The sequence below is a fragment of the Ornithinimicrobium cavernae genome, from assembly GCF_003121625.1.
Classification (GTDB): domain Bacteria; phylum Actinomycetota; class Actinomycetes; order Actinomycetales; family Dermatophilaceae; genus Ornithinicoccus; species Ornithinicoccus cavernae.
This window is the reverse complement of record NZ_QDDJ01000016.1, coordinates 85,540-109,715: the sequence shown is the minus strand read 5'-3', so window position 1 is coordinate 109,715 and position 24,176 is coordinate 85,540. Positions and strand designations below refer to the sequence as shown.

At 71.6% G+C, this 24,176-nt stretch carries 21 protein-coding genes; 5 read left to right on the top strand and 16 right to left on the bottom strand.

The window, feature by feature from the left end:
* Positions 1-14: 14 nt before the first annotated feature.
* Positions 15-497: a hypothetical protein gene (locus DA085_RS17465; RefSeq protein WP_109474269.1), complete on the top strand. Its 483-nt coding sequence runs from the start codon at positions 15-17 to the stop codon at positions 495-497.
* Between the two features lie 27 nt (positions 498-524).
* Here DA085_RS17465 and smpB read toward each other — a convergent pair whose 3' ends face one another.
* The 4 genes from smpB to ftsE form a co-directional block, all read right to left on the bottom strand.
* Complete coding sequence (gene smpB, locus DA085_RS17460) at positions 525-1,001, bottom strand: SsrA-binding protein SmpB (RefSeq protein WP_109474268.1); 477 nt, start codon at positions 999-1,001, stop codon at positions 525-527.
* An 88-nt stretch (positions 1,002-1,089) separates the two neighbouring features.
* Positions 1,090-2,592 carry a M23 family metallopeptidase gene (locus DA085_RS17455; protein WP_154402243.1) on the bottom strand — a complete coding sequence of 501 codons (1,503 nt, stop codon included), beginning with the start codon at positions 2,590-2,592 and terminating at the stop codon, positions 1,090-1,092.
* A 12-nt stretch (positions 2,593-2,604) separates the two neighbouring features.
* The gene (ftsX, locus tag DA085_RS17450; protein ID WP_109474266.1) at positions 2,605-3,528 is read right to left on the bottom strand and encodes a permease-like cell division protein FtsX; all 924 of its coding nucleotides are present in this window, start codon (positions 3,526-3,528) and stop codon (positions 2,605-2,607) included.
* Positions 3,525-4,226, bottom strand: coding sequence for a cell division ATP-binding protein FtsE (gene ftsE, locus DA085_RS17445; RefSeq protein ID WP_109474265.1), 702 nt, complete (start codon positions 4,224-4,226; stop codon positions 3,525-3,527). Before ftsE ends, ftsX begins: the two co-directional genes overlap by 4 nt.
* Before the next feature lie 231 nt (positions 4,227-4,457).
* On the opposite strand from ftsE, the gene DA085_RS17440 reads away from it, so the two are divergent.
* Positions 4,458-5,183, top strand: a complete 726-nt coding sequence (locus DA085_RS17440) for a L,D-transpeptidase family protein (protein ID WP_109474264.1) — start codon at positions 4,458-4,460, stop codon at positions 5,181-5,183.
* A gap of 10 nt (positions 5,184-5,193) precedes the next feature.
* Here the strand turns inward: DA085_RS17440 and prfB are convergent, their stop codons facing one another.
* Positions 5,194-6,312: a peptide chain release factor 2 gene (gene prfB, locus DA085_RS17435; protein WP_109474263.1), complete on the bottom strand. Its 1,119-nt coding sequence runs from the start codon at positions 6,310-6,312 to the stop codon at positions 5,194-5,196.
* Between the two features lie 11 nt (positions 6,313-6,323).
* Positions 6,324-6,773, bottom strand: coding sequence for a MerR family transcriptional regulator (locus DA085_RS17430; protein ID WP_109474262.1), 450 nt, complete (start codon positions 6,771-6,773; stop codon positions 6,324-6,326).
* 60 nt (positions 6,774-6,833) lie between these two features.
* Between DA085_RS17430 and DA085_RS17425 the strand changes: the two genes are divergently transcribed.
* On the top strand, positions 6,834-7,823 hold the full coding sequence (locus DA085_RS17425; RefSeq protein WP_109474261.1) for an NAD(P)/FAD-dependent oxidoreductase: 990 nt from the start codon (positions 6,834-6,836) through the stop codon (positions 7,821-7,823).
* 1 nt (position 7,824) lies between these two features.
* On the opposite strand, the gene DA085_RS17420 is transcribed toward DA085_RS17425, so the two are convergent.
* From DA085_RS17420 to DA085_RS17410, 3 genes are all read right to left on the bottom strand, one after another.
* A complete protein-coding gene (locus DA085_RS17420; protein ID WP_237565586.1) occupies positions 7,825-9,282 on the bottom strand; it encodes a nitronate monooxygenase in 1,458 nt (485 codons plus the stop codon).
* Positions 9,283-9,455: 173 nt separating this feature from the next.
* Positions 9,456-10,451: a DNA polymerase III subunit delta gene (holA, locus tag DA085_RS17415; RefSeq protein ID WP_237565585.1), complete on the bottom strand. Its 996-nt coding sequence runs from the start codon at positions 10,449-10,451 to the stop codon at positions 9,456-9,458.
* On the bottom strand, positions 10,448-12,712 hold the full coding sequence (locus DA085_RS17410) for an ATP-dependent DNA helicase (protein ID WP_109474258.1): 2,265 nt from the start codon (positions 12,710-12,712) through the stop codon (positions 10,448-10,450). Before DA085_RS17410 ends, holA begins: the two co-directional genes overlap by 4 nt.
* A 225-nt stretch (positions 12,713-12,937) precedes the next feature.
* On the opposite strand from DA085_RS17410, the gene DA085_RS17405 reads away from it, so the two are divergent.
* Positions 12,938-14,521 carry a PQQ-binding-like beta-propeller repeat protein gene (locus DA085_RS17405; RefSeq protein ID WP_154402242.1) on the top strand — a complete coding sequence of 528 codons (1,584 nt, stop codon included), beginning with the start codon at positions 12,938-12,940 and terminating at the stop codon, positions 14,519-14,521.
* Positions 14,522-14,539: 18 nt separating this feature from the next.
* Here the strand turns inward: DA085_RS17405 and DA085_RS17400 are convergent, their stop codons facing one another.
* The 3 genes from DA085_RS17400 to hflX all read right to left on the bottom strand — a co-directional run bounded on the left by DA085_RS17400 (position 14,540) and on the right by hflX (position 20,104).
* On the bottom strand, positions 14,540-17,197 hold the full coding sequence (locus tag DA085_RS17400; RefSeq protein ID WP_109474256.1) for an MGH1-like glycoside hydrolase domain-containing protein: 2,658 nt from the start codon (positions 17,195-17,197) through the stop codon (positions 14,540-14,542).
* An 80-nt stretch (positions 17,198-17,277) separates the two neighbouring features.
* Entirely contained in the window at positions 17,278-18,297 is a 1,020-nt protein-coding gene (locus DA085_RS17395; RefSeq protein ID WP_109474255.1) for an isopenicillin N synthase family dioxygenase, read from the bottom strand.
* 331 nt (positions 18,298-18,628) lie between these two features.
* Positions 18,629-20,104, bottom strand: coding sequence for a GTPase HflX (gene hflX, locus DA085_RS17390; protein WP_109474254.1), 1,476 nt, complete (start codon positions 20,102-20,104; stop codon positions 18,629-18,631).
* Positions 20,105-20,192: 88 nt separating this feature from the next.
* Between hflX and DA085_RS17385 the strand changes: the two genes are divergently transcribed.
* Positions 20,193-20,795 (top strand): class I SAM-dependent methyltransferase, encoded by a 603-nt coding sequence (locus DA085_RS17385; RefSeq protein ID WP_109474253.1) that lies wholly within the window; start codon positions 20,193-20,195, stop codon positions 20,793-20,795.
* Here the strand turns inward: DA085_RS17385 and DA085_RS17380 are convergent.
* From DA085_RS17380 to miaA, 4 genes are all read right to left on the bottom strand, one after another.
* The gene (locus tag DA085_RS17380) at positions 20,773-21,210 is read right to left on the bottom strand and encodes a hypothetical protein (RefSeq protein WP_109474252.1); all 438 of its coding nucleotides are present in this window, start codon (positions 21,208-21,210) and stop codon (positions 20,773-20,775) included. The two genes, DA085_RS17385 and DA085_RS17380, sit on opposite strands and share 23 nt — an antisense overlap.
* A gap of 6 nt (positions 21,211-21,216) precedes the next feature.
* A complete protein-coding gene (locus DA085_RS17375) occupies positions 21,217-21,603 on the bottom strand; it encodes a cupredoxin domain-containing protein (protein ID WP_109474251.1) in 387 nt (128 codons plus the stop codon).
* 49 nt (positions 21,604-21,652) lie between these two features.
* Positions 21,653-22,939 carry an MFS transporter gene (locus DA085_RS17370; RefSeq protein ID WP_109474250.1) on the bottom strand — a complete coding sequence of 429 codons (1,287 nt, stop codon included), beginning with the start codon at positions 22,937-22,939 and terminating at the stop codon, positions 21,653-21,655.
* 288 nt (positions 22,940-23,227) lie between these two features.
* Positions 23,228-24,163 (bottom strand): tRNA (adenosine(37)-N6)-dimethylallyltransferase MiaA, encoded by a 936-nt coding sequence (miaA, locus tag DA085_RS17365; protein ID WP_237565584.1) that lies wholly within the window; start codon positions 24,161-24,163, stop codon positions 23,228-23,230.
* Between the last annotated feature and the right edge of the window lie 13 nt (positions 24,164-24,176).

Sequence of the window (24,176 nt, the reverse complement as noted above, 5' to 3'; positions counted from 1 at the left end):
TAGAGTCCATCGCCGTGAACTCCTCCCCGCTCCTCATGACCCAGCGCTTCCTCTCCGGTGCCTTCATCGGCGGCATCGTGATCATCACGGTGATGATGCTCTTTGTCGCACCGGACCCCCTCCTCCCCGAGCCCTGGGTTCTCGCGGTCCTCCTCGGCCTGGTGGCAGTCGTCACGCTGGTCTCCGTGGTGATGGTCGGCCGGGTGCCGGCCGCGTCGCCGGGTGACGACCTCGGCGCACTGATGTCCAAGGTCCAGTCCGTGCACATCCTGCGGCTGGCGCTGATGGAGGCCCCGGTGTTCGTGGCGCTGGCCCTCATGTTCATCTCCTCAGAGCCGTCCTGGCTCACCGTCGCGATCACGGCGGCGCCCACGGTCCTGCTGATGCTGGTCCTCGTCTTCCCCCACGAGGGCGTGCTGCGCCGCTACGAGCGGGCCCTTGACGCGGCCGGTGCGCGCACCCAGCTCACCGACAAGCTGCTGGGCCGGGTCGCCTGACCCGACCCCGCGGCATACGACGGGCCGTCAGCCGTGCTGGCGCAGGTGGGCCGACATGGCCCGCTGGACCTCACGGGAGTCCTGCCGGTCACGGAGCGTCTGGCGCTTGTCGTGGATCTTCTTGCCCTTGGCGAGGGCGATCTCGACCTTGGCCCTGCCGTCCTTGAAGTACAGCGACAGCGGCACGATCGTGTGCCCCTGCTGACCCGCCTTGGCCAGGAGCTTGTCGAGCTCGTGCCGGTGCAGCAGCAGCTTGCGCCGGCGGCGGGCAGCGTGGTTGGTCCAGTTCCCCTGGACGTACTCGGGGATGTGGACACCCTCCAGCCACAGCTCGCCGTTGTAGTCGGTCGCGTAGCCGTCCACCAGTGAGGCGCGTCCCATCCGCAACGACTTCACCTCGGTGCCGGTCAGCACCAGACCCGCCTCGACGACGTCCTCGATGAGGTAGTCGTGCCTGGCCTTCTTGTTGCTGGCGATGAGCTTGCGCCCGCTCTCCCTGACCACGGTCGTGCCACCTCCTCCACAGTATGCCGAGTGCGCCGGTCAGTGGGATCCGGCACGACCCTCTAGGTTACCGGCTGGGGAGCAGGATTCAGAGCCAGTTTCGCGGGTTGACCTTGTTGCCGTTCTCGTGAGTCTCGAAGTGCAGGTGGCACGCGGTCGAGCCGCCGGTCGTGCCGGAGTAGCCCACCAGCTCGCCCCGGCTGACCGAGCCGGTGCCGCGGGCGAAGCTCTGCAGGTGGTGGTAGGTGGTGACCAGGTTGACCCCGTCGATCACGCCGTGGTCCAGGATCACCTTGTTGCCGGCGATGCTGTTGTAGGTGGTGGCGATGATGGTGCCGGACTCGGCGGCATAGACCGGTGCGCCACACCCTGAGCCGAAGTCCATCCCGGCGTGCAGCTTGGCGTAGCCCAGGATCGGGTGCACCCGCCAGCCGTACTCGCTCGTGACCGGTGCGTTCACCGGCCAGTCGATGATGCCTGCGGAGGGCGGCGGGGGCTCCGGCGCCGGGGGCGGTGGTGCCGGCGGGTCCTCCGACGGCGGCGGTGCTGGGTCGTCCTTGTAGCGGGCCTCCCGCTCCTCGGCGGCCCTGCGGCGCTCCTCCTCGGCCTCCTCCCGCTTGCGGCGCTCCTCGGCCTCGCGCTCCTTCCGGGCCCGCTCCTCCGCCTCGCGCTTGAGGCGCGCCTCCTCGGCGAGGCGCGCCTTCTCGGCCTTCTCGTCCTGTTTCAGGCCGTACTTCTGCTCGGCCAGCTTGGTCAGGTCCTTCTCGAGGGCCTCGGCCTCGGCCTCCTCGGCGGCGAGGTGCTTCTCGAGCTTGCCGTACTCCTGCTGGAGCGCCTTCTTGTCCCTGGCCTGCTGGGCCTCGAGGGCCTCCAGGTCCTTCTTGGCCTGCTCGGCGCCGTCCCTGGCCTCCTGCTTGCGGATGGTGGTGGCCTCCGCCTCGGCGAGCAGCAGGGCGATGTCGCGCCGCACCCCGGCCAGTCGGTCCTGCTCGGCGGTCTCCTCGGCCAGGATGGTGCCCAACCGCTGGATCTGGCTGTCCTGGACCCGCATCACCGTGCGTGCCATGGACATCTCCTGGACCGTGTCGCCCTCCCCCGCCAGCAGCTCCAGGGTCACACCGAGGTGGCCCAGACCACCGGACTTGTAGGACTCGCGGGCGATCGAGCCGACGGCGAGGCGCGTCTGCTCCTGCGCGGCGGCGTTGTCGGCCAGGCTGCTCTCGATCTTGGCCTCGTTGGCGTAGGCGACCTCCAGCTCCCCCTCGATCCGCACCTCCGCCGCCTCGGCCGCCGCCAGCTCGTCCTCGGCGATGGTCAGGTCGATCCTGGCCCGGTCGACCTTCGCCGTGGTCTCGCGCAGCCGCTTGTCCGCGGCCTGCAGCTCGACGCTGGTGTGCTCCAGCTCGACGGACAGCTCCTCCTGACGCTCCTCGGAGGCCTCCCGGTCCTCCTGCGCCCGCTGCTCGCGCTCCTCCACCTCCCGGATCCGGTCCCGGATGTCGTCGAGCCCGAGGGCCGGCGACGCGGCCAGCAGGCCGGCCATGGCCAGGGCCACCACGCTGCCCCAGCGGAATCGTCGGGTGTTCGTCATTGTGACCGCCTCTCAGACACGGACGTGCCTCCGTAGCGCCAACCAGGACGTGATCACGGCCAGCAGCACCGCGCCGCCGACGAGGATCGGGGTGATGACCCACAGGTCGCGGGGACCGATGAGTCCGATCATTCCGGCCTGACCGGCCAGCAGGTCGGTCAGGAAGCCACTGATGCCGTACTGGACCATCGCCCACAGCAACCCGATCGACAGCGCCGCCCCGAGGAGCGTGGCGAGCACCGTCTCCACGAGGAAGGGCACGTGGATGGTGAACGCCGAGGCGCCGACCAGCCGCATGATGTTGGTCTCCCGGCGCCGGGACCAGGCGGTGAGCCGGATCGTGGTGCTGATCAGCAGGACGGCGCACACCACCATGGCTGCGGCCAGGCCCACGGCGGCGAGGCTGACCGCGTTGAGGAAGGTGAACAGCTTGTCGACCACCTCGCGCTGGTCCTCGACGCTCTCCACGCCCGGGGCGCCCTCGAAGGCACTCGCGACGACCTCGTACTTGGTCGGGTCCGACAGCTGCACCCGGAAGCTCTCCGGGATCGCCTCCTGCGGGATGGAGTCCAGGACCGGTGAGTTGCGGAACTGCACGCGGAACCGCTCGTAGGCGTCCTCGTTGGACTCGTACCAGTACTCCTCGACCAGCCCCTCGAGCCGGTCGAGGTCACCGCGCAGCTGGTCGCGCTGGGCGTCGGTCACACCGCCGCCCGCGCAGGCCGCGACATCCGTCGAGTCCGGCGTGCACAGGAAGATCGAGACCTGCACCTTGTCGTACCAGAAGCCCTTGAGGGTGTCGACCTGGCGCTGCGCCAGGAGCCCGCTGCCCAGGAAGAAGAGGGACACCATGGTGACCAGCACCACGGCGACGAACATCGAGGTGTTGCGCCGCAGACCGTTGCCGACCTCGCCGAGCAGGAAGCCGAGCCTCATGCCAGCCCCTCCTCGACGGCCTCGTACTCGCCGTCCGCCTGGTCCCGCACGATCACGCCGTCCCGCAGCTGCACGACCCGCTTGCGGAAGGTGTTGACGATCGTGGTGTCGTGGGTGGCCATCACGACGGTGGTGCCCGTGCGGTTGATCCGGTCCAGGATGGCGACGATCTCCTCGCTGGTCTGCGGGTCGAGGTTGCCGGTCGGCTCGTCGGCCAGCAGGATCGGCGGCTTGTTGACCATCGCCCGGGCGATCGCCACCCGTTGCTGCTCACCACCGGAGAGCTCGTGCGGGAGGCGTTTGCCCTTGCCCTCCAGCCCGACCAGCTCCAGCGTCTCCGGGACGAGCTGTTTGATGAGGTGCCTCCGGGCCCCCAGCACCTGGAGCACGTAGGCGACGTTCTGGTTGACGGTCTTGCCGGCCAGCAGCCGGAAGTCCTGGAACACCGTGCCCACCTGCCGTCGCAGGCCCGGGACCTTGCGCGTCGGCAGGCGCGACAGGTCCTGACCGGCCACCAGCACCCGCCCCTGGGTGGCTTCCTTCTCCAGGATGATGAGCCGCATCATCGTCGACTTGCCCGACCCCGAGGCCCCGACCACGAAGACGAAGTCACCGCGGCCGATCTCCACGTCGATGCCCTGCAGCGCCGGCGCGTCACCCCGGGCATAGCGCATCGTGACGTTCTCGAACGTGATCATGGCGTCGGTACCGCTGCCTTCGTCGTGCGGGGCCGCCCGGCGTCTGGCCGGACCGGTCGGCCGCCCTGCGACACGGGGTTGTCTCGGGCACAGGCCACGTTACGGGTGTGGCTCGTGTGATTGTGGTAAATCGGGCTTCCCGGGCGTGGTGTGTCCCCGGGGCAACGCAACCTGTGCGGTACCCCAGAGCGTCGATGGGGTAGCAGCACGAGACTCGGGGAAGGGGACACCATGGAGGCACCGGCTGAGCGAGGCACGGTGGGCGCACTGACCCGGAGGACGGCCCTGCGCGCGGCTGCTGCGACCGCCCTTGGCGGCTCGCTCTCGCTCCTTGCCGCGGGCCCGAGCCAGGCCGCCTGGCCCGTCTTCGCCCGGGGCTCAGCCGGCGACCACGTCGGCGCCACGCAGCGGCTGCTGGGCGCCCGGGGCTACTGGTGCGGCACCGCCGACGGCTACTTCGGCGGCCTCACGGAGCAGGCGGTCTACGCGCTGCAGAAGGCCAGCGGGCTCGTCCCGGACGGGATCGTCGGTCGCCGCACCCTGATGGCTCTGGCCAGCTGGACGCTGCCCCCGGTGCTCGACGACGGCCCCGGCACGCGGGTCGTCATCGACCTCTCACGACAGCTGCTCACGGTCCTCCGGGACGGCGTCGTGCAGCTCACCCTCAACACCTCGACGGGCAACGGCGAGCCCTATGACTGGTACGGCCGCGAGCTGCAGGCGACCACCCCGGCCGGCCGGTTCACCGTCTACTCGACATACTCCCGCGGCTGGCAGACCGGGCCCCTGGGCAAGTTGTACCGACCCCAGTACTTCAACGGCGGCATCGCCGTGCACGGATCGGACGTGATCCCGCCCTGGCCGGACTCGCACGGCTGCGCCCGCGTCTCGGTCGCCGCCATGGACCTGCTGTGGAACGGCGTGATGACGACCGGCACCCCGGTCCTGGTGGTCTGACCCGGCGCCCTCAGGCGTCGGCCGCCTCGCGCTCCTGGCTGCGCTTCCAGCGGATGCCGGCCTCGATGAAGGCATCGATCTCACCGTCGAGCACCGCCGAGGTCGAGCCGACCTCGTACTCCGTGCGCAGGTCCTTGACCATCTGGTAGGGGTGCAGCACGTAGGAGCGCATCTGCTCACCCCAGCTCGCCTTGATGTCGCCGGCCATCTCCTTCTTGGCCGCGTCCTCCTCCTGCTTCTTCAGCAGCAGCAGGCGGGACTGCAGCACGCGCAGGGCGGCGGCGCGGTTCTGGATCTGGCTCTTCTCGTTCTGCATCGAGACGACCGTGCCGGTCGGGATGTGCGTCATCCGGACGGCGGAGTCGGTGGTGTTCACCGACTGGCCACCGGGGCCCGAGGACCGGAAGACATCGATCTTGAGCTCGGACTCGGGGATCTCGATCGTGTCGGTGGACTCGATCAGCGGCACCACCTCGACCGCGGCAAAGCTCGTCTGGCGACGGCCCTGGTTGTCGAACGGGCTGATCCGGACGAGACGGTGGGTGCCCGCCTCGACGGCCAGCGTGCCGAACGCGTAGGGCACCTTCACCTCGAAGGTCGCCGACTTCAGTCCGGCCTCCTCCGCATACGAGGTGTCGAGCACGGTGGTCGGGTAGTGGTGGCGCTCCGCCCACCGCAGGTACATGCGCATCAGCATCTCGGCGAAGTCTGCGGCGTCCACCCCGCCGGCTCCGGCGCGGATGGTGACGACCGCCTCACGCTCGTCGTACTCGCCGTTGAGCAGGGTGCGGACCTCCAGCTCGCCGACGGCCTTCTTGAGCTTGGCCAGCTCGGCCTCGGCCTCCACCATCGTGTCCGCGTCGGCCTCCTCCTGACCCAGCTCGACGAGGGCCTCGAGGTCATCGACCCGCGCCTCCATGTTGGTGACGCGGTCGTGCTCCGCCTTGACCCGGGACAGCTTGCTGGTGACCTGCTGGGCGTGCTCCACGTCATCCCACAGGTCCGGCGCGGAGGCCTGCGTCTCCAGGTCGGTGATCTGGGCCTCGAGACGGTCGATGCCGGTCACGTCACGGACCGACTTCACGGTCGTCCGGATCGCCTTGATCTCACTCTCGAAGTCCACAGCCACAAGAAGACAGACTACGCGAGGTGGAAGCGGGGAGCTGCCGCGCCGTCCACCAGATCCTGCACGGCGGCCCGGAAGTTGGGGCAGGTCGCGATGTCGTGGGCCCGACAGTCCAGCGCGTGCAGGGTCATCTCGCGCGAGCGCTCCATGTCCGCCATCCGCCGTTCCAGGTCCGCGAGGTGCTCCTCCAGCACCGCGTGCCGCCCTGACGCCTCGGCGTCCAGGAGGACCCGGATCTGCCCCAGGCTCATCCCGGCCGCCTTGTTGCGGACGATCACGGCCACCCGCGTCAGCTGGTCTGGCCCGTAGCGCCGCCTCCCTCCCCCGTCACGGTCCGGGCTGAGCAGGCCCTGGTCCTCCCAGTAGCGCAGCACGTGGCTGGCCAGCCCGAAACGCTCGGCGAGCTCGCCGACCGACCAGCTCTGGGCCGGACCGGTCCCTTCGTCACCAGGACTTGACTTCATGTCAACATGAAGTCAGATGCTGGTCGCAGACGCAACCCGAAACCAGAGAGCGAGAGCATCATGAGCACACCAGCAGCACGCCACGCCAGTGCCCCGTCGCCGAGGAGGAGTGTCGAGGTGGTCGTCGTCGGCGGCGGCCCGGCCGGACTGCAGGCGGCCCTGACCCTCGGCCGCATGCACCGCGAGGTCCTCCTCGTGGACTCCGGCGAGTACCGCAACGCCACCGCCGCCCACCTGCACAACTTCGTCACGCAGGACGGGACCCCGCCCGAGGAGTTCCGCGCCCGCGCGCGGGCGGACCTGTCGGCATACTCCACGGTCACCCTGCACCAGGGTCGGGTGACGGCGATCGACGGCGGCGCCGGGGACTTCTCCGTCGCGATCGACAACGAGTATGCCGTGCGGGCGGCGGCCGTCGTCCTGGCCACCGGGGTGCGGGACTCCCTGCCGGCGACCCCGGGCCTGACGGCCCTGTGGGGCGGTGTGGTCGCGCACTGCCCGTACTGCCACGGTCACGAGTTCGCCGGTCAGCCGGTGGGGCTGCTCGGGCTCGGTCCCGCGACGCAGCACCTGGTCGGCATGCTGGCGCCGATCGCGGCGCGGCTCACCGTCCTGACCGACGGCGCGGAGCCGGACCCCGAGCTGGCTGCCGCGCTCGCGGCCCGCGGTGTCGCCGTGCGGACCCACCGGGTCACGGAGGTGAGTCCCAGCAGCCTGGGCGCGGTCGTGTCCCTCGAGGACGGGACACAGGAGGACCTGGGCGGGCTCTTCGTCAGCACCACCCTGAGCCAGTCGGCACCGTTCGCGGAGGACCTGGGTCTGCGGCTGCTGCCCTCGGGGTGCATCGAGGTGGACGAGTTCGGCGCGACGAGTGTCCCCGGCATCTACGCGGCCGGGGACCTGGCCCACCGGGCGACCCTGCCGATGCCCATGGCCTCGGTGCTGGTCGCGGCCGGCGCCGGTCAGGTCACCGCGTCGGGCCTGAACGCCCAGCTGGCCTCCGGTGCCCTCGCCCTGTCCGCGGAGGCACCTGCCTCCCGGGCCGGGTGAGTCAGGCGAACTGGACCCGTCGCACGCGGGTGCTCGGCACGCGGGTCAGCAGCCAGTCCACGGCCTGCCGGGCGGACCAGCCCTCGACGTAGCGGGTGATCAGCTCGCGCGCGCCGGTGAGGTCCTGACCGAGGGTGACCAGGCGGGTCTCGCGGTAGCCGTCCTTGCGCTCCTGACCCAGCCCGATGTTGGCCATCAGGCCGTTGCACAGGCACTTGCGCCCCTGGGTGGCTTCCTCGTCGCCCCCCTTCTTGAGGTACATGTGCACCGGCTCCGCGGAGCAGCGGTAGCCCACCTCGCCGTCCTCGCGCTCGTAGGGCGTGCGGAGGTAGGACAGGTCGCACAGCCTGGGGCGGGCCTGGTAGGTCTCCTCCTCGCTGGCGGTGTCCTCGAGGCTGGCGACCTTGAACGGGAAGCCCGTCGGGCTGGCCAGCGGGTCGTTCTTCACCTCGAGCGTGCCGTCCCGCAGCTCCTGCAGCATCGTGCTGCGCGTGGCGTTGGTGATGCCGCTGTCGAGGGAGAGGGCGAACAGCGTGCCCACCTGGACGCCCGCGGCCCCGGCGGCGAGCGCCTCCTCGACCTTCTCGGGCGTGCCGTAGGCGCCGGCGAGCCAGAAGGGCAGGCCCAGCTCGGCCATCTTGGCCAGGTTGGCGTGGTCGCGCGACCCGTAGACCGGCTCACCGTGCTCGTCGAGCTGCATCTTGCCGCGCGGCGGGGCGCTGTGCCCGCCGGCGACCGGCCCCTCGACCACGAAGCCGTCGGGCCGGATCTCCGGGTCGCGGTACAGGTAGTTGGCCAGGGCGTCGACAGAGACGATGGCCAGGAACTCGGGACGGCGCATCACCGGCAGCGAGTCCCCGAGGAGGTCGACCGGGTCGACCTCGATGTGGCGCTTGATCCGGCCACCGAGCACGTCGGCGGTGATGCGGCCGGGCCGTCCGGCGGAGATCTCGGTGAGCAGGCGCGGGATCTCCCGCGGGATGCCCGCACCCATCAGCACATAGTCGACCCCGGCCAGCACGGCACCGAACAGGGCGGTCGGCGTGGCCATCTGGACCTTCTCGAGGCAGTTGATGCCGACGGCGCCGTCGTGCCCCTCCTTGGCCAGCCACACCTCGACGAAGTTGGCCACCACGCCCAGCTCCTGGCCCGCGCGGGCGGTCTTCAGGGTGAGCTTGGGGATCGGCTTGTAGGGGGTGCCGGGCTCGCGGCCGCCGGCGACGAAATACTTGTCCATGACCCGCGCCGCCATGTCGGCGTCCGGGAAGGCCGCCATCGCGCGCCGCATGTGGCCGCCCGGGTCGCCGTCCTGGAGCCGGCGGGACAGGACCGCGTCCATGGCGGTGCCGGAGACGACGCCCATCTGGCCGGTGAGGGCCACCTCGCGGGCGAGCTGCCAGGAGGAGACGGCGACGCCCATGCCTCCCTGGATGACGACGGGTAGTGCAGTGGGAGCCACAGGGGGCCTCCTCGGGGGTCTGGGGTGCTCGGCTTACGTCTCCGTAAGTTTCGCTTGCGTAACCTACGGTAGCGTAGGCAGGCGCCGGAGCGCCAACCCAGCAGGTGGGTAGGGCCAGTCGGAACGTGCGACCAGACCGGCGTGCACGGCGCGGGCCCCTGCCTGGTCCGACCTCAGCCGCGGCGCTCCCGGCAGACCGCGAGGACCGCCCGCTCCACGGCATACTCCGGGTCGCGCGCGACCGCGGTGCCCGTCCGGAGCCCGCCCTTGACCTCGACGTCCGCGGCCGCGACCGCCTGGATAGCCCTGCCCAGCCGCTCCCCGTCCCAGCCCTGAGCCGTCCGGCGCGCCTGGTCGACCTGCCAGGGAGCCATGCCGAGGTCGCGGGCCAGGGTCGCCGAGCTCGCGCGTCCGGCGCCGGCGACCTTGCCGACCTGCCGCAGCTGCATCGCCAGCACCGCGACGATCGGCACGGGGTCCAGCCCGCCGGCCAGCGCGTGCCGTAGGAGCCGCAGCGCCTCGGCCGTGTCCCCCTGCAGGGCGGCGTCGGCCACCTTGAAACCGGTCGTCTCGACCTTCTCGCCGTAGTAGGTCTCGACGTCGGCGACCTTCACCCGCCCGCTGGTGTCCCGCACCAGCTGGGCGCAGGCGGTCGCCAGCTCGGCGACGTCCTTGCCGACCGCCTGCACCAGAGCGGTCACCGCCGGCTCCTCGATCTGGCGCCTGGCGTCCCGGAACTCCTGCTGCACGAAGGCGGCCTTGTCGCGGTCCGACTTCACGGCGGGGGCCGTGATCACCCGGCCGGACTTCTTGAGCAGGTCGAGCACCCGTTTGCCACGGTTGCCGCTCTTGTGCCGCACGACCAGGGTGACCCCCTCGGGCGGGTCCTTGGCCAGGGCGTGGGCGTCCTCGACGAGCGCGTCGTCAGCCTCGTCGAAGTCCTCGACCACGATGGCCGTCCAGCCCCCGAACAGGGAGGGGCTGGCGTGCACGCCGAGGGCCCCTGGCTCGTAGTCGGCGGCCGGGATCTTGACCACGTCGACCTCGGGGTCGTGCGCCCGCAGGGTCGTCAGCACGGACTCGACGGCGCGCTGGGCAAGGATCTGCTCGGGCCCCGACACCAGCACCAGGTCCGGGACCTCGGACTCGCTCACCGCTCCCTCACTCACAGCTCCAGCATCCCATCGGGCTGCAGCTCCAGGCCCAGCTGGTTGAGCCGGGTGGTCACCGAGTCGGGTGGCAGCTGCAGGTGCTCGGCGAGCTCGGCGAGGTCCACGCCCGCATCCACCGCGTCGCGCAGCTCCTCGTCCTGCTCGTCCGTCCACGCGTGCCCGCCGGTGACGGCGGTGCGGGCGCTGCGGGCGACCGGCGGTGGATCGGCGACCGGGCCCTCCTCGTCCGGCGCCCCCGCGCCGTTCGTCGCTGCCTGACTCGCCCCGGAGCGCGAGGCACCCGTCCCGCGCAGCACGGGCTCGGCCACCGGCAGCGGGTCGGGGGCGGTCTGGTCGAGGCGGCGCAGGGCGTCCAGCACCATCTGCCGGTTGGTCGTCGGCCAGAACGGGGGCAGCGACTTCTGCAGGAACCCGGCGTAGCGCGCGGACATCATCCGGGAGTCGAGGAACGCGACGACCCCGCGGTCCTCACCACGGCGCACCAGTCGGCCCGCGCCCTGCGCGAGCTTGAGGGCGGCGTGGGTGGCCGAGACCTGCATGAAGCCGTTGCCACCCATCCGCGCGATCGCCTCCGAGCGCGCGGAGGAGAGCGGGTCGTCCGGCCGCGGGAACGGGATGCGGTCGATGATCACCAGCTGACAGGCCGAACCGGGCACGTCCACGCCCTGCCACAGGGACATCGTGCCGAACAGGCAGGTGGCCGCGTCGGAGGCGAACTGGCGCACCAGCGTGGGGGTCTGGTCGTCGCCCTGGCAGAGGACCGTGATGCCGCTGTCACCGAGCCGGTTGCGCATCTCCTCGGTGGCGGCCTCGGCGGCGCGGCGTGAGCTGAACAGGCCCAGGGTCCGGCCGCCGGCCGCGCGCACCAGCGCCTCGATCTCGTCGAAGACCTTGTCGGAGGTGCCGTCGCGTCCCGGGGGCGGGAGGGCCTTGGCGACGTAGGCGATCGCCTGTTGCTTGTAGTCGAACGGGCTGCCGACGTCCAGACCGTTCCAGGCGGGGCCGCCCCGTCCGGTGAGCCCGAGGGTCCCCGCGACGGAGTCGAAGGTGCCGCCGAGCTCCAGGGTCGCGGAGGTGAGCACGACGGTGCGCTCGCTGAACAGCTTGTCCCGCAGCAGCATGGCCACGCTCATCGGCGCGACGCGGAGGACGGAGCCGCGCATCCGGTCGTGCGTGATCCAGGCGACGTCGAGCTCGCGCTCCTCCAGGACTCGCTCGGCGGTGTCGAAGATCTCCTCGACGGCCGCGCGAGCGACCTGACGGGCACCGTCGGCCTCGTCCTTGCCCTTGGGCTTGAGCTCGGACTGGAGAGCGCGCGCGGCGTCTCGTACGGAGCCCAGCGCCAGCACCAAACGGTCCGGCAACCCGGTCATCCGGCCCTCAGGGAGCTCGTCCAGCACCGCCTGCATGGCGGTCGCCGCCTCGGTCAGGTCGCTCGTCTCCCCCATGCGCGCGGCGCGCTTCGCAGCGGCCGCGACGGTCCCGGACGTCAGCTCGTCGGTGATCGTCGAGGTCACCCGGTCCGTGAGCTCGTGCCCCTCGTCGATGATCAACAGGTCGTGCTCGGGCAGCATCTGCCGGCCCTCGAACGCATCGATCGCCATGAAGGAGTGGTTGGTGACGATCACGTCGACCTCGTGCGCCGCGGCCCTCGAGACCTCGACGAAGCACTCCCCCACCTGCGGGCACGACTGGCCCAGGCACTCGCGAGCCGAGACCGACACCTGACGCCAGGCCCGGTTGCTGACGCCCGGCACCAGCTCGTCCCGGTCGCCGGACTCGGTGAGCTCGGACCACTCCCGCAGCCGCAGCACCTCCTCCCCGAGCCGGGACCGCTCCCGGTCGACCTGCCCGACCGACATCAGGGTGTCCTCGTCCTCGTCCGGGAAACCGCCCGTGAGCTTGTGCTGGCACAGGTAGTTGGACCGGCCCTTGACCAGGGCGAACGTGGGCCGCCGGCCCACGACGGGCTGCAGCGCCGCAGCGATACGCGGCAGGTCGCGGTCGATGATCTGGGCCTGCAGGGCCAGGGTCGCCGTCGCCACGACCACCGGCTTGCCGGTCGCCATCGCATGGGCGATCGCCGGGACCAGGTAGGCCAACGACTTGCCCGTGCCCGTGCCCGCCTGGACCAGCAGGTGCTCCTCGCGCTCGACCGCGTCCCGGACCGCGCGAGCCATCTGGACCTGTCCGGGTCGCTCGGTGCCGCCGACGCCCTGGACGGCCGCGTGCAGGAGGGCATCGAGATCGGCAGGCATGGCCCCAGACTATGCCGGGAGACCGACGCGGCGATCCGCCGTCCACAGGAGGGGACGCCCACGATTGCTTCGGGGCACGTGAGGGCCGGGTCTCCTGCGCCTGGAGTCCCGACCACTGCCGCCCAGGAGCACCTGGCGACTCCCCCGGAGCAGCAGGAGCGGGAGGACGACCCACCTGTAGATAACTTCTGCGGGCCCCTGCCCCTGTCTGGTGCGATGGGCCGCATGCCACGACCCGGACTGACCACCGTGCTCCTGCTCGCGCTCCTCACCTCGGCCTGTGCCGGGGCGAGCAGCGACGAGTCCGCCCGAGGGACGGCGGCCACGTCGGTCACACCGTCCGGGCACGATGACGAAGGAAGGGCCGCCGACACTGCGCCGGCCGCGGACAGCGTGTCGTCGACGAGGGGGGACTCGACAGGCGCGACGGAACCCTCGGACGGCGCCTCCACCCCACCGGCGGTCGACCGCTCAGCGTTGGCCGGAGTGCGGTGGCGCAACGACGAGCTGCGCCCGGTGACGGCTCCCGTGCTCGTCGACGAGACCCTCGTCCTCTACACCCTCGACGGCAGGCGCCTGGAGATCACCGGTGTCGACAGCACGGACGGTCGGGTGCTCTGGTCCCGGGCCGCCACCCGCTCGGTGCGACCTCCCGGTCAGGACCTGTCGGTCGAGGAGGTGGAGGGGGGCGTGGTCCACCTGGCGCCCGCCCCGCACCCGGATGCCCCCGTGGAGGCGGCCACGGCCCACGTGATCGTGCGCGACCCCCGCACAGGGGAGGCGGTGCGCACCCTTGCCGAGCCGTTGAGCCACGCCGACCTGCCGACCGCCTGCCCGCACGACGCGGAGGAGGTCTGCCTCACCGTGCAGGTCGACGGCGTGTGGACCGTGCAGGCGCTGACCCCGGAGGGGGCGCTGCACGACCCGCCGGCCACGGGCGTCCCCGGGTGGACCAGCATCGGTCCGCTGGGGCTGAGCCGCCAGGCGATGGACGGCACCCGCATCGGCCGCGTCGTGGACGGCGCGCTCCTGTGGGAGGCGGACACCACCGAGCTGTTCGCTGCAGGACACTCCACCGACACGGGATGGTCGTTCCAGTCCTTCGAGGACGACACGATCCTCGTCGGCACGGTCGGCACCGCACTGTCCTCCCCTCGGACACGCACCTCCTGGGACCTGACGGCCGGCCGCTCGGTCGGGCTCGACGTCAGCACCGGCACCCGCCTGTGGGAGGCCCCGGCCACCTCGACGTTCTGTGACATCGACGTGTCGGGCGGGCCGGAGGACCCCCTGCTCGTCTGTGCCTGGCACGACGGCGAGGTGGTGACCGACCACGGCGAGGCGACCTACCGCGACCTCGACGTGGACCTGGTGCGGCTGGACCCCGCCTCGGGTGAGGTCCTCTGGCGGGTCCCTCTCGGCGCCACGGTGGACGGTTCGGAGCCTGGTGCCCCGGAGCTGCAGCTCGTCGGGCCGGGCGAGGTCGCCGTCGAGACCGCGGACGGCGCGGTGGTCATCGACACCGCGCGCGGCACGGCCCGGCCGGCCACCACCGCAGACGCCCGCTGGGTCGAGGACCGGACACCCGTGGAGGTGGAGCTGCCCGGCGCCAGGGACGACGACCGGATCAGCACCTGGGGTCGGTGGCGACGCGAGGGCGGTGCGGGTGCGACCGGTGACGGCAGTGCCGCGGCACCCGGCGAGCAGGTGGCCTGGCCGCTCCCCCTGACCATCGGGCTGGCACTCGAGAACGGTGCCGTCCGGGTCGTCGCCGACCCCGAGGGGCTCACGGCCTACTCGGCGCCCTGACCCGACCAGGCGGCCGGGTCAGCGGTTGGTGATGCCGTCCGGGGCACAGATGAAGTGCGCCACCATCGCGGTCCAGCCGGTCTGGTGGGAGGCACCGAGACCGGCGCCGTTGTCCCCGTTGAAGTACTCACTGAACGTGGGGTGCACGTCCCACAGGGGACCGCCCGGATGATGGACGGGGGTGCTCGGTCGCCGCCCGTCGGGGCCGGGCCGGAACAGCGAGACCAGGCGCTGCTCGAGCTCCGTGGCGATCTCCTCCAGCGACGCCCGGTGCCCGGACCCCGTCGGGAACTCCACCGCCATCCCCACGCCGGCGCCGCGACCATAGACCCGCAGGGCATCGGTGAGCAGGGAGTTCACCGGGAACCACACCGGCCCACGCCAGTTGGAGTTGCCACCGAACATGCCGGACCGTGACTCCGCCGGCTCGTAGCGCAGCCCGAGCTCACTGTCCCCCAGCCGCACCGTCAGACCGTCGCGGTGCGCCGCAGACAGGGAGCGGATGCCGTGCGGCGAGAGGAACTCCCCCTCGTCGAGCAGGTAGCCGAGCAGCGCCTCCAGCTGCTCATGGCTGACCATCGACAGGGTGCGGACCGAGTAGCCGCGGTAGTTGGTGTGCAGCAGGGCGTCCTCCAGCTCGGGCCGTCGCTCGGTCCACCCCTGGAAGAAGTCGGTGAGGTCAGGCAGCTCCCGGGCCACCCAGTTGGGCACGATCGACACGGCGGTCAGCGGCAGCAGCCCGACCATCGAGCGGACCGGCATCCGGTGCGCGTCCCCGGCGCTGTCCACCAGCACGTCCTGGAAGAACCGCATCTCGCTGTCCCAGAGCGACGTGTGGTCGGCCCCGATGTCCTCCATCGTCTCCGCGATGGCCAGGAAGTGGACCAGGAACTTGGTGGCCACCTCGTCCCAGGCGTCGTCCTCGCGGGCCAGCTCCATCGCCATCCGCAGCATCCGCAGGCAGAACATCCCCATCCAGGCCGTCGCGTCCGCCTGCTCCAGCCGGCCACCGCCCGGCAGCTCCTCGGACCGGTCGAACAACCCGACGTTGTCCATCCCGAGGAAGCCGCCCTCGAAGATGTTGGAGCCGTCGGCGTCCTTGCGGTTCACCCACCACGGGAAGTTGAGCATCATCTTCAGCACGATCCGCTGCAGGAAGGTCCGGTCCCGGTTGCCGTCGATGCTGTAGACCTGCCACGCCGCCCACGGGTGCACCGGCGGGTTGACGTCGGAGAAGTTCCACTCGTAGGCGGGCAGCTGCCCGTTGGGGTGCATCGCCCACTCCCGGCACATCAGCAGCAGCTGAAACTTGGCGAAGGCGGGGTCGACGTGCGCCAGCGGGACACAGTGGAAGGCCAGGTCCCACGTCGCGAACCAGGGGTACTCCCACTCGTCCGGCATGGAGATGACCTCGGCCAGGTTGACGTGCTGCCAGTGGGCGTTGCGGCCGGTGTGCCGGTCGGCCCGCTCCGGGGGTGGCGGTGGCTGGGAGGGGTCTCCGGCCAGCCAGCGCGGGACGTCGTACAGGTAGAGCTGCTTGCCCCACTGCAGTCCGGCGAAGGCCCGCCGGGCGATGTGCCGGTCCTCCTCACCGGTGTGCTCCGGGATGACCCCGGCATAGAACTCGTCGGTCTCCCTGCTGCGCGCAGCGAGCACCTGCTCGGCCTCCCGCTCGGGCTCACCGCCGGACAGTTGGGTGAGTCGCAGTCTGATCCGGACGGTCTGCCCCGGACCCACCTCGTCGAAGGCCCACCACAGCGCCGCCTTGGTCCCCACCTGGTCGGGGTTGCCTGCGTCCTCACCATGGACGATGGCCCGGTCGATCGCGTCCTTGGGGTATGCCGTGTGCCCGGCCGGGACGGCGTCCTCACCATAGAGCGCGGCATAGTTCGTCTCGTTGTCGCAGAACAGGGCCCGCGGCGCACCGTCGGCCACGAGTCGGACCCGGCCGAGCTCGTGGTGGCGCGCCTCCAGGGTCACCTGCCCCTCGGCATACTCCCCCCGGTCCCCAGCGCGCACGATCTCGGGGCGCCGGTCGTCCAGACCCCACGCCCACGTGTTGCGGAACCACAGCTGCGGCACCAGGTGCAGTGGTGCCGCGTCGGGCCCGTGGTTGGTCGCGGCGACCTCCACGACGATGTCGGTGGGCGACGCCTTGGCATGGGTGACGACCACATCGAAGAACCGGTTCTCGTCCAGCACACCGGTGTCGGACAGCTCGTACTCGTCGTCCTCGAACCCGCGGGCCGCGTTGGTGTCGGTCAGGTCCTGGTAGGGGAAGGCCGCCTGCGGGTACCGGTAGAGCCACTGGGCGTAGCTGTGGGTGGGCGTCCCCTCCAGCGCCCACCAGTACTCCTTGGCGTCCTCGCCGTGGTTGCCCTGCGGGTTGCTGAGACCGAACAGCCGCTCCTTGAGCCGGTCGTCACGGCCGTTCCAGAGCGCCAGCCCCAGGTTGAGGTAGCCGTCCAGGTCGCACAGGCCCGCGAGCCCGTCCTCGCCCCAGCGGTAGGCCCGCCGGTGCGCGTGGTCGAAGGGCAGGTAGTCCCACGCGTTGCCGTCGGCGGAGTAGTCCTCGCGGACGGTGCCCCACTGGCGGGCGGACACGTAGGGACCCCACTGTCGCCAGGGCGCGCGGGGGTCCTCGGACTCGTTGACTCGCTGCTGCTCGGCGTTCACGCCCCCGACCCTCCCACAATTTTGGTAGGGGTCTCGCCGGTCTCCCCCTCCAGCAGGAGATGGTCAGCCGCCCAGTTCCCTCAGGCGCTGCGCCGCTGCTCGGGCGCAAGGTGCGGGTGGTGCGCCTCGGTGACATCCGGGTGCGCGCGCACCCGGCTCTTCAGAGCGTTCTCGCCGTAGACGCCGAGAATCGGGTTCCCCTCGTCCAGGGTGACACCGGGGGCCCGGGCGGCCAGCTCAGCGGGCAGCTCCAGCTTGGGGAAGACCGCGTCCAGGGCTGGGTTGTGGAAGTACGGCACCGAGATCCGGTCCGTCCCCGGCTCCGGGGCGAGCACCCTGTGGTTGGTCGCCCTCAGGTAACCGTCCGTGGCCCACTCGAGCATCTCGCCGATGTTGACGATCAGCGCGCCGTCGATCGGCGGGGCATCCAGCGGTTCACCACGGCGCTCGACCTGCAGGCCGGCCTTGCCCGGCTCGACCAGCAACAGCGTGAGCACGCCGGCGTCGTTGTGCCAGCCGACCCCCTGGTCGGTGCCGCCCTCGACGCGGCCGGGGTAGCGCACGATCTTGGTCAGCGTGGCCGGTGCGTCGCCGAAGGTCCCGTCGAAGACGTCGCGGGGCTGGCCCAGGGACTGCGCCCACTCCGCGAGGAGCCGTGCCGCCACCCCCGAGAGGGTCTGGTTCCAGGTCTCCACCACCTGGCGCACGCGCGGCAGTGCCGCTGGCCACAGGTTCGGTCCCTGCAGGACCCAGTAGTCCGGCACGTCCGGACCGGCCGGCACCGCAGGGCGGCCGGGGCCGATGTCGATCTGCTCGCGCCAGTCGACCTTGCCCTGGGTGCGCTCGCCCCCGACGCGCGTGTAGCCCCGGTAGTGCGGGCTGGTGACGTTCTCGATCTCGAGCTTCTCGGCCTCCGGGAGGGCGAAGAACTCGCGGGAGACGCTGATGACGTCCTGCGTCAGGGCCGGGTCGATCCCGTGGCCGACGAGGTAGAAGAAGCCGTAGTCGTGGGTGGCCTCGCGCAGGTCCTCGCGGAACTGCGCGGCTGTGGCGGGATCGTCGGCGAGGGACAGGTCGAGGACAGGCAGGTGGTCAGTCATGGGTCAGGGTCCTTCAGGTATGCGGAGTGGTCGGCTGCGGGATCGAGTCACCGACGACACAGATCGCTGGCCAGGCACCCGAGGTCCACGTGGAGCCGGCGCACCAGCAGAAGCTGCTCCTGAAGAACTAACACAGGCTTACTGTACCCATCACACGGAGTTGCGAAGTGGTCGCCCCCCCGGCTTGGGCACAACCACCTGGCGTCACGCCGTGCCGAACTTCCCTCACAAAGCGTCTGAGCCGTTCCGAACTTCCCTCAGAAGGCGTCCGAGCCGTTCCGAACTTCCCTCAAAAGGCGTCCGAGCCGTTCCGAACTTCCCCAAAAATGGGTCAGACGGCGTAGCTGGAGAGCACTCCGTGCAGGTCCTCGGCGACCTTGGCGGTCACGCGGGTGCCCTCTGCGGTGTGCTCCTCGGTCAGCACGTCTCCCTCGGCATGCAGCCTGCTGACCAGGTCACCGCGCTCGTAGGGCACCAGGACATCCACCTCGATCTCGGGCCGGGGCAGAGCCGCCTCGACCATGGTGACCAGTCCCTCGATCCCCTCACCGGTGCGGGCCGAGACGATCGCGACGTCGGGGTAGGCCCGCTGGATCCGGTCCAGCACGTCCTGCTCGGCGACGTCCGCCTTGTTGACCACGATGATCTCGCGGACGTCACCGGCGTCGACCTCGGCGAGCACCTCGTGCACCGCGACGATCTGACCCTCGGGGTCCGGGTGCGAGCCGTCGACGACGTGCAGCAGCAGGTCGGCGTCGGCAGCCTCCTCCAGGGTCGAGCGGAACGCCTCGACCAGCTGGTGCGGCAGCGAGCGCACGAACCCTACGGTGTCGGTCAGCGTGTAGGGCCGTCCGTCGGCGGTCTCGGCACGCCGGACGGTCGTGTCCAGGGTCGCGAACAGCTGGTCCTGGACGAGCACGCCCGCGCCGGTGAGCCGGTTGAGCAGGGAGGACTTGCCGGCGTTGGTGTAGCCGACGATCGCCACCGACGGGATGTGGTTGACCTTGCGAGAGGCGCGCTTGGTGTCCCGCTTGGTCTTCATGCCCGAGATGTCACGCCGCAGCCGGGCGATGCGCTGGTTGATGCGGCGCCGGTCCAGCTCGATCTTGGTCTCACCGGGGCCGCGCGAGCCGATGCCCTCACCGCCGGCGACCCGGCCACCGGCCTGCCGCGACATCGACTCACCCCAACCGCGCAGGCGCGGCAGGAGGTACTGGAGCTGCGCCAGCTCGACCTGGGCGCGGCCCTCACGGGACTTGGCGTGCTGGGCGAAGATGTCGAGGATCAGCGCGGTCCGGTCGATGACCTTGACCTTGACGACGTCCTCCAGGGCACGGCGCTGGGACGGGCCGAGCTCACCGTCCACGACCACGGTGTCGGCCGCCTCGGCGATCACGATGTCGCGCAGCTCCTGCGCCTTGCCCGAGCCCAGGTAGGTGGCCGGGTCGGGGTTCGTGCGGCGCTGGATGAGGCCGTCGAGCACGGTGGACCCGGCTGTCTCGGCGAGCGCGGCCAGCTCGCGCAACGAGTTCTCGGCGTCGGTGAGCGTGCCCTCGGTCCAGATCCCGGCCAGGACCACCCGCTCCAGCCTCAGCTGGCGGTACTCGACCTCGGTGACGTCCTCGAGCTCCGTGGACAGTCCCGGGACCCGGCGCAGCGCCTCGCGCTCCTCGCGGTCGAGCTGCTCGCCGTCGAAGGACTCGAGCCCCTCGGGGTAGGTGGGGTCCTCGGCGTCGGTGTTCAGGGCGGCGGCTCGCTGGTCCAGCAGTCGGGACCGGTTGCTCCGGTTGCCATCAGTGTTCGTCATGTTCTCCTCAGGATCTCACCGTTCAACACCGGAAGCCACCGTTTTCCTCCCCCCGCCTCGTCTCCGTCCCGGCCTACACTGCTCCCCGATGACCCAGGACCACTACTTCTCCGCCGATCCCGCCTCGCCGTCCGAGCTGCGGGAGCGGGACGTCGTCCTGGCCGGCCGGCCGGTCACCGTCCGGACCGCCGGTGGCATCTTCTCCCCGGACGGGATCGACAAGGGCACCGCGGTGCTGCTCAGGCACGTGCCCGACCCACCGGCCACCGGGACCTTCCTGGACCTGGGCTGCGGCTGGGGAGCGCTGGCCCTGACCCTGGCCCTGATCTCCCCCGGCGCGACCGTGCACGCCGTCGACGTCAACCAGCGCGCGCTGGATCTGGTGCGCCGCAACGCGGCCGCGCTCGGGTGCGCCGTGACCGCCCTGACGCCGGAGGAGGCCCCCGGCGACGCGGCATACGACCTGATCTGGTCCAACCCGCCGATCCGGGTCGGCAAGGCGGTGCTGCACGAGATGATGCGGACCTGGCTGCCGCGCCTGGCACCCGCGGGTCAGGCCTGGCTCGTCGTGCAGAAGAACCTTGGAGCCGACTCGCTCCTGTCCTGGCTGACCGACCAGTTCCCGGACCTGTCGGTGGACCGACCAGCCACCAGCGGGGGCTTCCGGATCATTCGCGTCGCCCGGCCCTGACCGGCGGCTCCGCCGCGACCGACCGACCGCTCCCCCACCAACCGAGAACCGCGAGCACTGCCCCGAGTCCCTCGACAACGGTGCTCAGCGTCTTCTCCGGATACCAGAACGGGTCGTACATCGCCGGCACCGGTCCGATCGCCGGCACATCGACGAACGAGTAGACCAGGACCGCGGCGAACACCGAGACCAGCACCACCGCCGCGATCAGGTAGGCGAGCCGGCTGCCCCGCCACAGCAGGTAGCCGGCAGCCACGAGGGCGGCGATCGCCTGGAGCCGGAACATCCAGGCCCCACCGATCCCGCCGGGGGCGGCGAGCTGCATCTGGGGAGCCAGCCGGAGATGGACCACGGCGTCGGTCAACAGCGCCAGGGCCACCAGCACCCGCAGGACACGCTCGACACCGGGAGCCATCTGCGCTCACCCCACCGTCAGGACCGACACCATCGCCGGGTGCGGCGTGCAGTGGAAGGGATAGTCCCCCGGCTCCTCGGGGACCGTGAAGGTGACGGTCTCACCGGGGCCGACCGCGATGTCGAAGATCCCCTCCTCGTCCGAGGTCACCGTGTGCCCCACGCTGTCCTCGTTGGTGACGGTGACCTCCCCACCGGGCTCGACGGCGCCGGTCAGGGTGTACTCGAAGTCGGTGATCGTGATCAGGCCGGCACCCTCCTCGACGGTGACCTCCGGACTGTCCGGCTGCTCCTCCTCGGAGCAGCCGGACAGCACCACCGGGAGTATGCCGAGGGCAAGGACCGCGGCGGCGGCGCGGTGGAGCGTGGTCGGGTGGGGACGGCGCTGGCTCATGCCCGGTTGTACGGAGCGGCGCCCACGGTGGATTGCCTCGGGAGGGGGCTCAGTCCGCTGCGGCGGCCGGGTCGGGGCTCCCAGGGAGCGGGTCCGTGCTCGTCGCCGTGCGCGAGGGCGGGAACCGTGCCGTGAGCACCACGGCCGCGCCGGCCGCGTTGAGGACGACCCAGCACGAGATGGTGACGGCCACGTCCGTCTGGTCGGCCAGCAGCCCACCGGCGACACCGCCGACCGGGACGATCCCCATCGTCAGGGTGCGCCGGGTCGCGGCGACGCGTCCCAGCAGCGCGGTGGGCGTGAGCCGCGCCGCCAGGCCCGCGGTGAGCACGTTGTAGGTGACCATCACCAGGCCCCACAGGAACGTGCCGACGAGCAGCCAGGCGAGGGCGTGTCCCCGGTCCAGCAGCGCGGTCAGCGTCAGCGCCGCCACCGGAGCCAGGAGCAGCACCGCCGCCCGCACCACCCACGACACGCCCAGCCGGTCGGCGAGCGGCACGGCCACGAGGGAGCCGAGCAGGCCACCGACCCCGCCGACTGAGACGATGAACCCAAGCGTTGCCGCTCCGAGGTCCAGCTCGCGGAGCACCAGGACCACCTCGACGGCCGAGTGCACCGCCAGCCCGAGGTTGACCAGCATGTTGCCGAGCGTCAGCCGCCACAGGGTGGGTCGCTCCCGCAGCGTGGACCAGCCCAGCCGCCCCTCGTGCACGAACCGGGTGAGCGCCGCCGTCGCCGTGGCTGTGGTCGCCCCGTCCGCCGGCCGGTCCTCCTGCGGGACCCGCAGCCGGGTGACGACCACGGCGCCCAGCGCGGTGAGCGCGGCCGCGGCCGCCAGGGTCGGGCCCGCGCCGGTGAGGGCCACGACGACCCCCGCGACGGCGGGGACCACCAGCGCGATCACCGACTCCGCGGACTGCATCCGGGCGACCAGCCGGGACACGCCCGCGACGCCGACCACGCGGGGGACGATCGCGGTCTGGGTCGTCTCGACCACGAGGGCGGCCGTCCCGGCGAGGGTCGCCACGGCATACAGGTGCAGCAGGGTGAGACCGCCCAGCGCCCAGGCGAGGACCACGCTGGCCAGGAGGCCCGCGCGGACCAGCCCCGAGGTGAGCAGCAGGCGGACGGTGGGCGAGCGGTCGACCAGGACGCCGACGGGGATGCCGAGCACCAGGAAGGCCAGGGCGCCGAGGGCGTTGAGCAGTCCCATCTGGGCTGCGGTCGCACCGAGCACGGCGACCGCGAGGACGTCGGTCGCGAGCTCAGCGCCCTGGCGCCCGGCGGCGTCCAGCGCGTTGGAGAGCAGCAGCGGTCTTCCGCGCGGGCGCCGCACGGAACCGACGGTGGACCGGGAGGGCGCGGACGACCGGGGGCGTCGGTCCGGCGTGGGTGGGACGGGGTCAGGGATGTGTGCAGGCACGAGTCACCTCGGGAGGACGAGCGGGAACAGGGCACGTCGACACCGACCCGTCGCACGGTGCGCGGGTCAACAGGTGTCAGCGGCGACTCAGAGGCTGTCGCTGCGCGCTCTGAAGAACACGTCCCTCTCCTGGTGGATCGTCGAGCGGCCGACTCTATCCCTGCCGTCCGGCCCGGGGCAGCCGCCCGCTCGCGCGCCGGCTCAGGCAGTCGTCGTCCCCGCGTCGACGGCCCGCAGGGCCCGCTCGACCAGGTCGTCCGCGTCGTGCGGGAGCCACGTGATCCGCGGGTCCGGCCGGAACCACGCCTCCTGCCGACGGACGAGCCGGCGGGTCGCGGTGACCGTGTCCTCCCTGGCCCCTGCCTCGTCCACCGCGCCGTCCAGCAGCGACAGGACCTGGGCATAGCCGATCGCGCGCGAGGCCGTCCGCCCCTCCCGCAGGCCCCGCTCCTCCAGCGACCGGACCTCGGCGACCAGTCCCTGCTCCCACATGCGGTCGACGCGCCGGGCGATGCGCTGGTCCAGCACCGTGCGCTCCGCCGACAGCCCCAGCTGGACGGTCGGCACGGCATACTCCCGGCGCGGCAGGCTGGCGCTGAACGGCCGGCCGGTCAGCTCGATCACCTCCAGCGCACGCACGATCCGCCGTGCGTTGCGCGGCTCGATCCGCGCCGCGGCCTCCGGGTCGTGCCGGGCGAGGCGGGCGAACAGGTCCGCGACGCCCACGCGCTCCAGCTCGGCCTCCCAGCGCGCCCGGACGCCCGGGTCGGTCGGTGGGATCTCCAGCAGGTCGAGCAGGGCACGGACATACAGACCGGAACCACCCACCACCACGGGAACGCGCCCGCGGGAGCGGATCCCGGCGAGGTCCGCCCGCGCCCCCGCCTGGTAGGCGGCGACGGTCGCCTCCTGGACAACCTCCAGCACGTCGAGCTGGTGGTGTCTGACCCCCTGCCGCTCGCCGACGGTGAGCTTGGCGGTCCCGATGTCCATGCCCCGATAGAGCTGGGAGGCGTCGGCGTTGATGACCTCACCCCCGAGGCGCTGCGCGAGCGCCACCCCGAGGTCCGACTTGCCGGTCGCGGTCGCCCCCACGATGGCGACCACGGGCAGGTGGTGGGTCTGGGTCCCGGACACTGCCGCAGTGTGG